Origin of the sequence: Citrobacter sp. wls615, assembly GCF_005281355.1 — a bacterium.
Taxonomy (GTDB): Bacteria; Pseudomonadota; Gammaproteobacteria; order Enterobacterales; family Enterobacteriaceae; genus Citrobacter; species Citrobacter werkmanii.
Genome location: NZ_SZXM01000026.1, coordinates 262,242 through 276,456, shown reverse-complemented (window position 1 = coordinate 276,456; position 14,215 = coordinate 262,242). Strand labels below are relative to the sequence as shown.

The window sequence follows — 14,215 nt, the reverse complement described above, 5'->3', positions numbered from 1 at the left end:
CGATCATTTTGCTTAACCGATCGGTGTTAGCCGTCTGGCGGCTTTTTTACACCTTCAGAAGGGACTGGCGTTTTCGGCATTCACCCATTGTTCGCTGACAGGATGCCTGAAACGCAATGCACTGGCATGCAGCATCAGTCGCGGGGTGAGCTCAGTGCCTGGCAGCAGACGCCCGCCATACAAATCGCACCCTAAAATAGGATGTCCCAACTGCTGACAGTGGATCCGTAGTTGATGGGTACGCCCGGTTTCAGGCGTCAGTTGTACGCGCGTTAAGGGGAGTAATTCCCCGTTCTCCTGGCGATGAACAAAACGCTCAACAACCTGATAGCGCGAGCGCGCAGGCTTGCCGTTAACGGCGCAAATCGTCATCAGCGGAAACAGCGCCGGATCTTTGCTAATCGCAGCGTCAATAATCCCTGCATCGTTTTCCAGATGCCCGCATAGCAGTGCGCTGTATACCTTCGTCACCATGCGCTGACTAAACTGCTGGCACAGCGCGGCGTTGATAGCCTTGTTACGGGCCACCACCATTACCCCGGAGGTGCCGAAATCAAGCCGATGGACCAGCGTGCAACCGGGAAAAATCTGTACCAACCGGTGATGTACCGAATCGAGATTGTGCGGATTTTTCCCCGACAAGCTGAGCAGCCCGGTGGGTTTATTGATAAGCAGCAAATGCTCGTCCTGATAGAGAATCTCTATCTGGTCATAACAAGGCGGGGCAATAAAGGTATCAAGAATGGTAGACATCAGGCGGCCAGGATGGAGTGTGGGCACGGATGATAACGAATTTTCACTGTACTGGCGAATAGGCTCGCTTAACTAATGGCACTCATTGCATGGTAGAGTGGGCGTTATCCGGCAAGCGAAGAGAGGGTTACACTGTGCAACAAATCGATTTTTATATGGTAGATGCCTTTAGCACCACGACGTTTGGCGGTAATGCCGCCGCAGTATGTCCGCTCGCAGACTGGTTGCCCGATGAAACATTATTAAAAATGGCGCAGCAGCATAACCAGTCGGAGACCGCTTTCTTTGTCGCCAATGATAATGGCTTTGAGCTACGTTGGTTTACCACACAGGGAGAAATCAATTTGTGTGGGCATGCCACGCTTGCCGCAGCGCATGTCATTTTTGAACATCTGGATTATCCGGACACAACTCTCCATTTTGCCACCCGATTTGTGGGTCCGCTGACGGTCACACGCAGCGGTCAATGGCTGACGCTTGATTTTCCTGCCTGGCAAAGCGACCCTGTCGTACCGCCCGCCTTATTGTTGGAAACTTTAGGCATCGCCGAATGCAAAGAAGTTCGCGTGGCGCGCGACTATATGGTCGTAATGGAGAACCAGCGCCAGGTCGAGGCTGTACGCCCGAATATCCACGCCATGATCCCGCTGGGGAAAATGGTTTGTATCACCGCGCCAGGTGACGGGGAATACGATTTCGTCAGCCGTTTCTTCTGCCCGGGCGAAGCCGTCGCGGAGGATCCTGTCACAGGTTCGGCGCATAGCATGCTCATTCCTTACTGGGCAGAGAAACTGAACAAAACACAAATGCTGGCGCGTCAGGTATCTGGGCGCGGTGGGGATTTACGCTGCCAACTGGCGGGTTCTCGCGTTTATATTGGTGGGCAGGCAACAACTTACCTGACGGGTAAAGTGCTGCTACGCTAACCCTCTTACCCGTTACATAACCCAATCCAGGGAGGAAGTATGTCTAACAAACTGCTGCAGATTCACTTTAATTTTCATGGCCCGTTTGGCTCCGAGATGTCGCAACAACTTGTTGAACTGGCCGAATCCATCAATCAGGAGCCGGGCTTTATCTGGAAAATCTGGACCGAGAACGAAGCAAATCATGAAGCCGGTGGCATCTATCTGTTTCAGGATCAAGACACCGCGCTGGCTTATGTTAAAAAGCATACAGCCCGTCTGAAGCACCTGGGGGTGGAAGAGGTGTTTTTCAAAATCTTCGATATCAATGAGCCGTTGAGTAAGATTAACCACGGTCATATTGGCTAACGTTTTTAGCTTAAACGCCTTGTTCCGGGGCGATACCGCCCCCCCCCCGTTTTCCCCTCACTCATCCCCCAGCACCCGCTATATAGCGGGTGCCACGTTTGCTTTAGTTCACAAAATCAGCAGCCATGAAAACTATCACTAGCCGACCGGAGCATGAAGGTGTATAAATAATACAAACAGTATTAATTCATACAAAATGAATCATCAAAAACCAAGGAGATCGCTTATGTCCCCAGACATTACGCTCAATGCTTCACCAGGCAGTTTTCCCCCGGCAGGTCATTACTCGCACAGTACAACGGCAGGTGGTTTTGTGTTCATTTCTGGACAGTTGCCAGTCACCCAGGATGGCGAAAAAAAAACCGATGCGTCTTTTGAAGAACAAACAAAACTGGCCTTACAAAATGTCGATGCCTGCCTGGCAGGTGCTGGAGTCTCGCGTCAGCACCTGGTTTCAGTACGCGTCTATGTCACGGATATTAACCAGTGGCCGACATTTAACAGGATCTATGGTGAGTGGATCGGTGATTTCCGCCCTGCCCGTGCTGTCGCTGGCGTTGCCGAACTTCATTACGGTTTTGCCGTAGAAATCGAAGCGATGGCTTTGGCCCCACAGGCCTGATTTATAACTGTATACAGGTGAATAAAAATGACTGATATGACACTGCCTGATTATAACGATATTGTCGCTGCGGCAGAGCGCATCGCAGATTATGCCAACAAAACGCCGGTGATGACGTCGCGTACGGTTAATGAAGAATTTGGCGCTGAAGTCTTCTTTAAATGCGAAAACTTCCAGAGAATGGGCGCGTTCAAATTTCGCGGCGCTATGAATGCGCTACGCCAGTTCACGCCACAACAACGGACTGCGGGCGTCGTGACCTTTTCTTCGGGAAATCATGCACAAGCCATCGCCTTGTCGGCAAAATTGTTAGGAATCCCGGCGACAATTATCATGCCGCATGATGCCCCGGCTGCCAAAGTTGCCGCGACCAAAGGGTATGGCGGAAATGTCGTGATTTACGATCGCTATACTGAAGACAGAGAAAAAATTGGTCAGAATCTGGCTGAGAAACAAGGGCTAACGCTGATCCCTCCTTACGATCATCCGCACGTTATTGCGGGCCAGGGTACCGCAACGAAAGAGTTGATTGAGGAAGTGGGACCGTTAGACGCCCTTTTCGTATGTCTGGGTGGCGGCGGTCTGCTATCCGGTTCCGCGCTGGCAGCGAGACATCTCTCCCCTGACTGTATGATCTATGGCGTAGAACCTGAGGCAGGCAATGACGGTCAGCAGTCTTTTCGCAGCGGCAGCATTGTTCATATTGATACACCGAAAACCATAGCCGATGGCGCGCAAACTCAACACCTTGGGCAGTATACGTTTGCGATTATTCAGCAAAACGTGAACGATATTCTGACTGTCTCAGATACTGAATTAGTCACTGCGATGAAATTTATTGCAGAACGAATGAAAATCGTCGTAGAGCCAACTGGTTGTCTGGGTTTTGCCGCCGCCAGAGCACGCAAATCTGAACTCCAGGGTAAGAGAATCGGCATTATTATCAGCGGTGGAAACGTGGACATCAGCCGCTATGGTGCATTCCTGGCCGGATGATAAGCAAGGTATCTGCCATGCAGATACCTTATTCCTGTCTGTATATTCCAGTCTGGAAAAGCGAACCCCGCTCACTGTAAACTGCTCGCAATCATGGCAAAAGGCATCACTGCAGGAGACTGGCATGCCAAAAACCGACAATAACTCGCTTCTCAGCCAACTTGATACTATCGCCAGAGGGTTAAGCGAGACCTTTTCTCCCTTTTGTGAAGTGGTTGTTCATGACCTCAAAAAACCTGAACATGCCATTTTGTCCATCCATAATAATCTTTCCGGACGTAAACCTGGCCAACCAGCAACAGAACTGGGTCTGGCACGCATAGCATCGCCAGACTTTCCCAGCATCATCGCTAACTACAGCAATCAATTTGCTGATGGTCGTCCAGTAAAAAGTACCTCCATTGGCATCAAGGGTGAGGACGGTAAATACGTCGCGGCGCTGTGCCTTAATGTTGATATGACGTTGTTTCGCGGTATGCAGAGCGCGCTTGCGCGATTTACTGAAACCGAAAAATCCCCCATAAAGGAGCATATCGATCCCGGTAGTAACGAAGTTATTCGCCAACGTATCGATGACTTTGCCGCCAAACGCGCGACCACGGCGCGCGCACTCAAACCTGAAGACCGTAAGTTATTGATTCAACAACTCCGTAAAGAAGGCCTACTGAACGTACGAAAATCAATGGATACCGTGGCGCAGCATTTAGGCGTGTCGCGAGCCACCGCTTACCTGTATGCCCGCCAGTCAGCACAGATGCACGAATAAGCTGATTCAGGCAGGCATACCTGCCACAACTTGCCGGTCAATGATTACTGGAACGAAGCACGCCCATATGCAGAGGGCTGCTTTGCTGCCAGCAATTATCATCCAACGAAAAAACGGCACCTTATGACTGCATAAAAATAAACCTTGGCATTCGTAGGTATTTATTTGCGCTGACTGAATAGATAGCTTATTTTTAAACTGACGGGGTAAATTTTAGCGGTACTTTAAATGACGACATCGATCTTACTTAATCAAAGCATAAAACACCACCACGCTAACCCACTGATTTCATTGAATGAAAAAATAAATAAACGTACTGTAAAATAATATCCATACAGTATATATAAATAGCATAATATCTAAATTATAATCTTTTTACATCCAGTAGTCAGGTGAGGCCAGAATGCGGTTATTAGTCATGTTGTTAAGCTTAGTCGTCTCTACACAGCTCTGGGCAGGTGAACTTTCCAAACCTACGGGCCAGGTCCTTCTAACAGTGTCCGGTAATATAGAAAATACAAATGAAGACGGGAAAGCCACTTTTGATACCGCCAGCCTCGAGAAACTGGGCATGGTAAGTTTTCAGACCACCTCCCCTTGGTATAATGGACGCACGACTTTTACGGGTATTCCACTACAAAAGCTCATGGATTTTGTTGGGGCGAAAGGCTCGGTTGTAAAAGTTACTGCACTCAATGACTACACCACCGTTATCCCTCTCGATGATTTCAAGAAGTACAATGTCATTCTTGCTTTAAAAATCAACGGAAAATACATGCGAATTCGAGATAAAGGCCCGTTATTCATTGTGTATCCCTATGACAGCATACCTGAACTGAATAATCAGATTTATTACTCAAGATCAGCCTGGCAGGTCAGTAGAATGGATATTGAGTAAGCGTTCAGAGGAACATCATGAACAGAATACTGGCTGGCATCATATTTTTTCTTTTTATATCTACTGGGTATATTTCTTTCTTAGTCCATGAAAGACAGCAAGAGTTACAGAAACTGACTCACTACACCGATTCATGGTCCGCTGCACAAATGGTATCACAATATTACCGATTCGAATCATTGCTTGGTCTTTATACTATCGATAAAACGATGAACCTCGACGAGGTGCGCCTGCGCCTCGATATTATGCTTAGCCAGAGTGATTTGATAAAAGAAGGTGATTTGGGGCACTATATAGAGAGCAATCAAGCGCACAGTAAATTGGCGATCAAACTTGAAAACATCCTTAACTATCTGGATGTTAACCTCGAGAAAATGGACCGTTCAGAACTTCAGACATACCTGAAAAAAATGCATACGCTGGATTCGCAACTTGGCCGCCTTTCATCCGGTGCGTTAAATAAAGATGTAAACTCGATCAATAACGCCAACCTTAAAATTCAAACTCTGTACTATATTTACTCGGCGACATCTGTTCTGCTGATCATACTGAGTGCGATACTGGGTGTGCTGATATTCTTCCAGAACAGAAATATTCTGCGAGCGCATCTTCAGGTTAAGAGCCTTGCTGAAGAGCTGCAGAAATCTAAAGAAAAGTTGCAAATCCAGAATGCAAAACTGGAATATGACGTCTACCATGATTCACTTACTGATATGAATAACCGCCAATTTTTCTGGGGGAATTTAAATCAAACAATCGAGATAGCAGAAAAAAACAACGATTCTGTAACAGTGATGCTGTTTGATTTAGACCGATTCAAAGAGGTTAATGATACCTATGGTCATGATGCCGGTGATGTTTTATTACGCCAGATATCGGACCGTCTGATTTCGATGAGCCATACTTCAGATACGCTGTATCGCTTAGGTGGGGATGAGTTTGCGTTTCTCTCAAGTGGTCTGACGGAGAGCCAGGCCGTTTCGCGAGCCCAAAAGATATGTGATTTTATCAGCCAGCCCTACACTATTTATAACACAATTATAAACATAACTACCTGTGTTGGAATTGTTATATCAGAAACAGAGCGCCGCTCCGATTATCTTTATAAATTTGCAGATCTGGCCCTGTATGAAGCCAAAAATGAAGGTTCAGGCAAGATAAAAGTCTTCCGGCAATGGATGTTAGAAAAGCTGCAAGAAAACAGAACGCTTGAGCATGATATGGCGATGGCCATAGTGAATAAAGAATTCGTGGTTTATTATCAGCCTATTGTGGATTCTTTTAGCCGGGAAATTTACAGTTATGAAGCCCTCATTCGTTGGATACATCCTCTAAAGGGTCTCCTGTCGCCGGATAGCTTTATTCCTGTTGCTGAAAAAACAGGCATGATTAACGAAATGGGGAAATCTGTACTAGAAATTGCCTGTACGGAAGCGGCGTCCTGGGCGATTCCGGCCAAAATTTCAGTCAATGTCTCGCCTGTCCAGCTAAGCAGCAAAGCCTTTGCCGGAATAGTGCAAACTATCCTGAAAGAAACAGGACTCCCTGCTCAACGCCTTGAACTGGAGGTCACTGAATCCTCTATTTTTACTGAGAGTAATACGCCGATGAATACACTTAACAAGCTCAGAGCTCTGGGGGTAAAAATCTCCATCGATGATTTTGGTACCGGGTATTCTTCTCTTTCGCGGTTGAGCCGGCTGGCCTTCGATAAAATAAAAATAGATAAATCCTTTGTACATTCACTATCTACCCAGGACGATGCCCTTAATATTATCAAACTCATTACAGGCATGGCGAAATCCCTTAATATGAAGGCTGTTGCAGAAGGCGTTGAAACGCAAGAGCAACTGGAAAAACTTCAGGCACTGGGTTGCGATTTCGCACAAGGATATCTGTTTGGTAAGCCTCAACCGGGAATTGATGGGAAAATCAGACACGGTTAAATCACGGCGGATATCCCTGGCAGCTAAAGTCGGGCAACAAAACTGTTGCCCGACTTTTAATATTTCATACGCTTAGTGATAATTGCCTCTACCAATAAGACGTCCAGCACTGGCGCACGCGAATTAACGCTTCAAGATAAAAATAGTCTCCCCAGGAACAACATTCATCAACGCCTTTACCAGCTGGCATATGATAAACCGAGTGCATCAGTAACCCTTCGCATTCCGGTTCATCCGTAGAGAGATAGCACTTCGTCAGCGATTGTACAATCCGCAAAGCCACTTCTTCATACAGCATCCGACCTGCATCTGTCGCCGGTAATGCTTTCGCTAGCTCCAGCAGACCACAGGCAGCGATAGCGGCAGCCGAACTGTCGCGTACGGCGCCTGTGTTATTCAAAGCCAGATCCCAGTGACAAATAGAGTCCTCAGGCAGGCGGTTGATAAAGTAATGACTCAGGCTGCGGGTCAGGCTGACGAACTCAGATTTTCCCGTATACAGATAGCTAAGCATGAATCCGTAAATCCCCCACGCCTGACCGCGTGCCCAGCATGAGCTATCGCTGTGTCCCTGGTGCGTATTGCCAAACCGCGGCTCACCGGTCACAACATCTATATAGTAGGTGTGATACGTCGATGCATCGGGTCGTACGATATATTTCGCTGCCTGCATGGCATGGGATAAGGCCGCGTCAGCAAAGACCAGATTCCCCGTCTGTTCGCTTGCCCAGTAGAGCAGCGGTAGATTCATATTACAGTCGATAATCATTCGTCCCTGCTGCTCCGGATCCGTCAGGTCTCCCCATGCCTGGATAATACCTGCCGTTGGGTTATAGCGCTGCATCATCATTTCAGCCGCATGCAAGGCGATATCGCGTGCGGCTGCGTTCCAGGTCAGTTGCCACGCGTTTACACACGACAATGAATACAGAAAGCCGAGGTCATGAGTATCTGTTTCAATACGGTTTACCAGACGATGAGCAAAAGAAGTAATGAATCGCTCAGCAGCCTGACGGTATTTACTTTCGCCGGTTATCTCCCACAATAGCCAGAGCTGCCCTGTCCAGAAACTGTTTGTCCATTGGTTATTTTCAGCGGGTTGCCATTTCCCACCTTCACAGGCCTCATTGGGAAATTTATCGCCAAGCACATACAGCGTTCGATCAATTCGTGACGAAATATACGGTATTGCTTTATCTAACTCTTTTTTCAATGCCTGACGATCAACCGGGGCGGCGTATGACACGCGCAAGGGTTCAGTAACGACATTAGCCGTTTTATTAGTAATCATAATTATCCTGTTAATACTATTTGGAAGTTTTAATAGTCTGAGAGCACAATATGTCAGCACGCGGTGTTAATATTTTTTTCCCCGCATGGCTACAAGAAAGCGTGAAAGCGGAAATTAGCGTAAACAGCAGTGCGCAGACACCCATAATTAAAAAGGTATGTGCAAACCCTATTTTATCGTATAAATAACCAGCAGGTGGCGCCACGACAACAGAACCAACATATACCATTGCCTGATAACCCAACAAATACATGGTGGCGTTAACGCGTTTGTGAAAATGTTCAGCGATATATTTAAATACAGAGATTAACAGTAACGCTATTTCCACACCGTAAAATGGCTTAATAATTGAAATCATAATTGGGTCGACTGTTAAACCAGAAAGGATCAGACGGCCCCCCACAACTAACCCGCACAGCAGCAACCCCTTCTTAGCACCATAATAGTTAACCAGCGTGGGAATAAACATCATCATCAGGAATTCAATACCAGCCTGGAGCGTCCCCAGGTAACCATACCAGGCATTGCCCTGCTCTTTGGTGGCAAAGAAAGAGACAAAGTAACGGGGAAATTGCTGTTCTGCTACAAACATCATCCACGCGACACCTGCGACATACAGACTAAACATCCAGAATTTTCGGTTTTGCATCAGCGCAATGACATCGGCAAAGACAATTTTATTTTCGGAGATAACCGAGTTATTTCGTAGCTGCTCATCACCAATCTTCAGGCTCAACAACACCAGCAGCATGACTACGGAGGTGGTACTGCTCAGTATAAAGTTGGCCGTTGGCGTGTAGTTGAACAATACACCGGAAACCGAAGCCGCCAGCGCCCACCCTAGCGATCCCCACATTCGGATACGGCCAAACTCCAGGCCGTAAAGGCGACTGAAACGGTCGGCATAGGATTCTGCGGCAGCCACTCCCGCATACCATCCCAGGCTTAAATAGAATGCACCAATAATAATGCCGAGCATCGTATGACTCAGCAGTAAAGGCTGGTAAATCACCACAAAAAACGGTGCCATTAATGCCGAGGTGGCGCAGACAAAATAGAGAAGCCATTTGCTCATGCCTATTTTATCCATGATATAACCATATACTGGTTTCATAACCACGGCAAACACACCATTAACCGCGAATACTGTACCAATTGTTACGCTATCAAGACCAACTTTTTGACTCAGCCATAATGCATATAAGCCGAAGCTGGATGACCAGGTAAAGAAATAGAGAAAAATAAAGCTGCTCATTTTGAGCTGCGCTAAACGAGTCGGGGCAATCGCGTTCATGATGCGGCTCCAGCATTATCTCGACAATGATAAGTATAAATAAAAAAAACCGAAGATTTAATTGCAATCATAATCCACTACCTCTTATGAAGTATTTATAGACTCAGTACTACTGGCGACAACCAGGTGCTGACGGACGGAGATTAGTCTTTTTGTTTCCTACAGCAGCGTGAGCATGTTCACAAAAACAGTTCGATTTTTAAGTTTGATTGGATTTACGGACAGATATTCAGCAATATCTTTAATATATAGCAGCAAAACTTAATTCTGTTGTCATGGTAAAAAATGAACGAGCCACAAAAACTTGAAAGAATTGCGATGGGGAATGAAGTGATTTCCTTTCAGCGTCCAATGGGCGCGAGTGTTCATTATTACCATTGGCATCAATGCATTGAGTTTTTATATATTTCAAAAGGATACGGCATCGTCGTCGTTGATAAACAACACTATACAGCAAAGCCGGGCAGACTTTTTATTTTCCCACCGTTTCGCTTGCATAAGGTGCAGGTTGATGTTGCACCGAATAACCCGTCTTATCGTACGGCTATGCATATTGAGCACAATGAAGTAATCAGTGCCTTGCAGATGTTTCCCCGCCACCAGGCTCAGTTTGCAGCACTCTCTGGCACCCATGCTCCGGCACAAATTCACGATCTCAGTGAACATGCGGACTATATTGCCTATATCCTCGATCGGTTTGAATCACTTAAGAGCAACGGGTATCAATCGGCCAGTGATGTTGCTTTTCTGGTAATGCAACTTCTGGACTTTCTTCCCCTGCAACCGCGGAGTGTAGTGCACCAACAGCAGACCGTGGCGGCCCGCATTATGCAGTGGATAGAAGAGCATTATCAGCAGAAATTTTCACTCGATGAGTTAGCTGCGGATATTGGTTTTTCACGCAGCTATACCTCGCGAATTTTCCGTCAACAAACCGGTGGCGGGATCCAGGAATATATACTCAACCCGCAGGATTAAAAAAAGCTGCGATTTATTGCGCTACTCATCACTGAACGTGACGGAGATTGCCGAGCATGTGGGTTTTACGGAAATGACCTATTTCATTACCTGTTTTAGAAAAATGATGGGGCAATCTCCTTTGCAGTACCGCAAACAATACGATGAAGACACTGGCCACGATACGGCGTAAAGAACGTCATTTTTATCGCATTGACGGACACTGTCTAAGCAAACTTGAGTCCATACCCGCCTGGTATTAAGCAGAGATCTTCAGCAAAAGTTGGTAAATCCTCAGAACGGTTCTATAGTCGGGACTGCTTCTCATTACAGGATTCACCGATGCGATTTAACGGACTGACCAAAGGTTTCTTCATTTTCATACTGGCCCTGGTTACCTGGGCGTTCTTCGATGTGCTGTCCCCTTACTTTTCCGCCATTTTGTGGGCCGCGATATTAACGACTATCTTTAACCCGGTAAAAAACAGGCTGCGCAGCGCACTTGGCGAACGCAACGGGCTGGCATCGTTAATAACCATCGCCATTATCTGTCTGATTGTCTTTATCCCGCTTATGGTGATCCTGTCATCGCTGGCCATTGAACTCAATGTGGTGTACACCAAACTGCAACAAAACGACACGCAGTTTCCCGAAGTCGTCACCACTATTCTTTCGTATCTCCCTGGCTGGGCGAGAGGATTCCTCGCAGAACACAATCTGGATAATGTTGCAGAAATCCAGAAAAAGCTGTCCGACATTGTGTTGCAAGGCGGGCAGTACCTTGCGGGCAGCGCATTCCTGATCGGTAAAGGGACATTCGGCTTTGCCATCAGCTTTGGCATCATGCTGTATCTGCTGTTTTTCTTGTTAAAAGATGGACCTTATCTGGTGCGCCAGATTCTGGACTCATTACCACTTTCTGATTTTGCCAAACAGCACTTGTTCGCCAAATTTGTCGGCGTAACGCGCGCAACCGTCAAGGGCACAGCGGTTGTAGCTTTAGTTCAGGGGATTCTTGGCGGCATAGCTTTTGCGATTGTGGACATTGATGGCAGCGTTCTGTGGGGCGCATTAATGGCGTTTCTGTCTTTGGTGCCTGCCGTCGGCTCGGCAATCGTCTGGGTCCCCGCGGCCATATTCCTCTTCGCTACGCACCAACTGTGGCAAGGGCTGTTTATCGTCGGGTTCTTCGTGATTATCGTCGGGCTGGTGGACAACATCCTGCGCCCGCTTTTGGTAGGAAAAGACACCAAAATGCCGGACTACCTGATTCTGATAACCACCCTCGGCGGGATGGAGATTTACGGTATCAATGGGTTTGTGATTGGCCCCCTGATCGCCGCGCTATTCATTACCTGCTGGAACCTGTTTTCCGGGCGTGATCATGCAGGTAACGTGGAAGGAATCGACGAAGCCTTTATGGAAGAAGGAAAAAATCCTCCAGATTTATGATGTCAGGACGATAACAGAAGGCGGCCCTGGGCCGCCTTTTTTATTTTCACGCAAAATCATACGTTTCCTATAATTTCAATCATGCTAATTGATTAATCGTCGCAGAAGGATGTCATCAGTGCGAATAGCCACAATCACCAACTGGGCCTACAGCGCGACGGTATGCCTGACCATCGCCTCCGGCGTTGTCATGCTGATGGCGTCCAACGCCGATAACACCGAACGCCAGGTGGTGGAACAACGTTACAAATTTGATCAACTGACCGAAGAAGTGGAGCTCGACGCCTGGTCGCTGTCCGATATGGCGCGTCTCTACGTGGTCAGTAAAGACCCGGATGCTTTGAACAACTATCGCCAGAAAGAGGCGTCACTGAAAGCCGTTGAGCATCGCCTGGCGGCGTTGAAAGCTGCCGGAGCTACAGGTGAAGAGCTGGCGCTATTGCATGAAGGATTGCAGATTGTTGATGCCCTGCAGGACGAACAAGCTGCGGCGCTGGCCAGCGTCGCGCGGGGAGAACACACACAAGCTATTGCCCTGCTCTTCAGCAAAACCTATGAACAGGAACTGGAGCAGGCACAGGACCGGATCGACCATTTCCGCCAATTGCTCGACAATCGTGTACTCAATGCCATTGAAGATGCCACTCAGGCGTCACGTACACTACGCACAGCCTCTGAAGTGATGGTCGGTCTTACGGCGCTGCTGTTTTTGTTCGTTCTTGGATTTATATTGAAGCGCCGCGTGCTGCGCCCGGTGGTGCGTTTGAGCGATGTAGTAAACCGTCTGGCATCGCAAGATTATGCTGTCGAGACCCCCAGCTTTAACCAGATCGATGAAATTGGCGATATGGCCCAGGCGATCCGGATTTTTCGCGAGAACGGCCTGGCCCGTCAGCGGCTGGAGAAAGAGAGAGACGCCGACTGGGGGATCCGTGAGCTGTTGGCGCGTATGACGCAGCGTCTGCAGGGGTGCGAGAGTTTTGCCGATGTCATTAATGTGGCAGAACTTTTCGCGCCAAATATTGCCCCAGGTATTGCCGGCCGACTGTACATACTGGATCGGGAACCCTGGCAAATGCGCTGCGTTGCGCAGTGGCTCTCACCAGAGGGCAAAGCCGATGCGTTCCACCCGGACGAATGCTGGGCAGTACGCCGCGGCCAGAGCCATCCACCGGTACAAGGCGAACCGGATATCGCCTGCTACCATCTGCCAGAGTCATGCCAGCGGCATACCTTGTGCGTTCCGTTGATTGCCCAGGGGGAAGCCATCGGCCTGCTCTCATTCCAGAATCTCAGCGAGGATTCCACCTCATCTCGCGCCTACCTGGAACTGATGGCGGAAGCACTCGGCCTCGCATTAGCCAACCAACGCTTGCGCGATGCGCTGCTGGAGAAAGCGCTGTACGACCCACTAACCGGTCTGCGCAATCGTCATCATCTTGAAGATACTCTCCGTACCCAGATGAGCCAGGCAATTCGTAGCAAAGAACCGATCAGTTGCCTGATGATCGATATCGACCATTTCAAAAACATCAATGACCGCTTTGGCCATGAGGCGGGCGATAGTGTGATAAAAAGTATCGCCGCCATTATTCAGCGCGTTGTCCACGACAGCGGCATGGCTTTCCGTTACGGGGGAGAAGAGTTTCTGGTACTGCTGGCAGGTGCGGATGAACAGACGGCCAATAGCTTTGCGACAGACATTTACAACGGCGTACGCGAATTGTCACTGCGCTTTGGCGTATCCGATATTGGTCATGTGGATGTCTCTATCGGTGTTGCCAGCTACCCGCAGCATGCCCAGAGCGATAATCTACTGCGTGCCGCAGACGTCGCGCTGTATCGCGCAAAAGAACTGGGGCGTTCGCGCATTGTGAGCTTTGGCATGCTGGAAGCAAGCTGAATTATGTCAGCTGTCGGCGCATTGCTTTACCTCCACTTCAGGTAGTGGTAAGTTGACAGCATG

General features: G+C 48.2%; 14 protein-coding genes. 11 read left to right on the top strand and 3 right to left on the bottom strand.

Features of this window, described 5'->3' with window-relative positions; genetic code table 11:
• Window positions 1-54 precede the first annotated feature (54 nt).
• The gene (locus tag FDX04_RS09635; RefSeq protein ID WP_137370851.1) at window positions 55-753 is read right to left on the bottom strand and encodes an RluA family pseudouridine synthase; all 699 of its coding nucleotides are present in this window, start codon (window positions 751-753) and stop codon (window positions 55-57) included.
• A 134-nt stretch (window positions 754-887) separates the two neighbouring features.
• Here FDX04_RS09635 and FDX04_RS09630 point away from each other — a divergent pair, with 134 nt between their 5' ends.
• From FDX04_RS09630 to FDX04_RS09600, 7 genes are all read left to right on the top strand, one after another.
• Complete coding sequence (locus FDX04_RS09630; protein WP_042308665.1) at window positions 888-1,679, top strand: PhzF family phenazine biosynthesis protein; 792 nt, start codon at window positions 888-890, stop codon at window positions 1,677-1,679.
• Window positions 1,680-1,718: 39 nt separating this feature from the next.
• Window positions 1,719-2,027, top strand: a complete 309-nt coding sequence (locus FDX04_RS09625; protein WP_137360084.1) for a monooxygenase — start codon at window positions 1,719-1,721, stop codon at window positions 2,025-2,027.
• 226 nt (window positions 2,028-2,253) lie between these two features.
• Complete coding sequence (locus tag FDX04_RS09620) at window positions 2,254-2,649, top strand: RidA family protein (protein ID WP_137360083.1); 396 nt, start codon at window positions 2,254-2,256, stop codon at window positions 2,647-2,649.
• 27 nt (window positions 2,650-2,676) lie between these two features.
• Window positions 2,677-3,645, top strand: a complete 969-nt coding sequence (locus tag FDX04_RS09615; RefSeq protein WP_042308671.1) for a threo-3-hydroxy-L-aspartate ammonia-lyase — start codon at window positions 2,677-2,679, stop codon at window positions 3,643-3,645.
• 124 nt (window positions 3,646-3,769) lie between these two features.
• Entirely contained in the window at window positions 3,770-4,411 is a 642-nt protein-coding gene (locus FDX04_RS09610) for a transcriptional regulator (RefSeq protein WP_137360081.1), read from the top strand.
• Between the two features lie 403 nt (window positions 4,412-4,814).
• A complete protein-coding gene (locus FDX04_RS09605) occupies window positions 4,815-5,309 on the top strand; it encodes a molybdopterin-dependent oxidoreductase (RefSeq protein WP_042308675.1) in 495 nt (164 codons plus the stop codon).
• A gap of 17 nt (window positions 5,310-5,326) precedes the next feature.
• Window positions 5,327-7,255, top strand: coding sequence for a bifunctional diguanylate cyclase/phosphodiesterase (locus FDX04_RS09600; RefSeq protein ID WP_137370850.1), 1,929 nt, complete (start codon window positions 5,327-5,329; stop codon window positions 7,253-7,255).
• 88 nt (window positions 7,256-7,343) lie between these two features.
• On the opposite strand, the gene FDX04_RS09595 is transcribed toward FDX04_RS09600, so the two are convergent.
• Entirely contained in the window at window positions 7,344-8,546 is a 1,203-nt protein-coding gene (locus FDX04_RS09595) for a glycoside hydrolase family 88 protein (RefSeq protein ID WP_137370849.1), read from the bottom strand.
• A 16-nt stretch (window positions 8,547-8,562) separates the two neighbouring features.
• A complete protein-coding gene (locus FDX04_RS09590) occupies window positions 8,563-9,840 on the bottom strand; it encodes an oligosaccharide MFS transporter (RefSeq protein WP_137370848.1) in 1,278 nt (425 codons plus the stop codon).
• 285 nt (window positions 9,841-10,125) lie between these two features.
• On the opposite strand from FDX04_RS09590, the gene FDX04_RS09585 reads away from it, so the two are divergent.
• The 4 genes from FDX04_RS09585 (at window position 10,126) to FDX04_RS09575 (ending at window position 14,152) form a co-directional block, all read left to right on the top strand.
• Window positions 10,126-10,818, top strand: coding sequence for an AraC family transcriptional regulator (locus FDX04_RS09585; protein WP_371415437.1), 693 nt, complete (start codon window positions 10,126-10,128; stop codon window positions 10,816-10,818).
• The gene (locus FDX04_RS24660; protein WP_371415436.1) at window positions 10,778-10,990 is read left to right on the top strand and encodes a helix-turn-helix domain-containing protein; all 213 of its coding nucleotides are present in this window, start codon (window positions 10,778-10,780) and stop codon (window positions 10,988-10,990) included. The genes FDX04_RS09585 and FDX04_RS24660 overlap by 41 nt, the downstream gene beginning before the upstream one ends.
• A 149-nt stretch (window positions 10,991-11,139) precedes the next feature.
• On the top strand, window positions 11,140-12,249 hold the full coding sequence (locus FDX04_RS09580) for an AI-2E family transporter (protein ID WP_042308685.1): 1,110 nt from the start codon (window positions 11,140-11,142) through the stop codon (window positions 12,247-12,249).
• A gap of 118 nt (window positions 12,250-12,367) precedes the next feature.
• Entirely contained in the window at window positions 12,368-14,152 is a 1,785-nt protein-coding gene (locus FDX04_RS09575) for a diguanylate cyclase (protein ID WP_137370847.1), read from the top strand.
• Window positions 14,153-14,215: the final 63 nt, after the last annotated feature.

Coding starts and splice junctions, on each gene's coding strand:
- FDX04_RS09595 (WP_137370849.1), bottom strand. CDS start 8,546: ATGATTACTAATAAAACGGCTAATGTCGTTACTGAACCCTTGCGCGTG.
- FDX04_RS09610 (WP_137360081.1), top strand. CDS start 3,770: ATGCCAAAAACCGACAATAACTCGCTTCTCAGCCAACTTGATACTATC.
- FDX04_RS09605 (WP_042308675.1), top strand. CDS start 4,815: ATGCGGTTATTAGTCATGTTGTTAAGCTTAGTCGTCTCTACACAGCTC.
- FDX04_RS09625 (WP_137360084.1), top strand. CDS start 1,719: ATGTCTAACAAACTGCTGCAGATTCACTTTAATTTTCATGGCCCGTTT.
- FDX04_RS09600 (WP_137370850.1), top strand. CDS start 5,327: ATGAACAGAATACTGGCTGGCATCATATTTTTTCTTTTTATATCTACT.
- FDX04_RS09585 (WP_371415437.1), top strand. CDS start 10,126: ATGAACGAGCCACAAAAACTTGAAAGAATTGCGATGGGGAATGAAGTG.
- FDX04_RS09580 (WP_042308685.1), top strand. CDS start 11,140: ATGCGATTTAACGGACTGACCAAAGGTTTCTTCATTTTCATACTGGCC.
- FDX04_RS09590 (WP_137370848.1), bottom strand. CDS start 9,840: ATGAACGCGATTGCCCCGACTCGTTTAGCGCAGCTCAAAATGAGCAGC.
- FDX04_RS09620 (WP_137360083.1), top strand. CDS start 2,254: ATGTCCCCAGACATTACGCTCAATGCTTCACCAGGCAGTTTTCCCCCG.
- FDX04_RS09635 (WP_137370851.1), bottom strand. CDS start 753: ATGTCTACCATTCTTGATACCTTTATTGCCCCGCCTTGTTATGACCAG.
- FDX04_RS09615 (WP_042308671.1), top strand. CDS start 2,677: ATGACTGATATGACACTGCCTGATTATAACGATATTGTCGCTGCGGCA.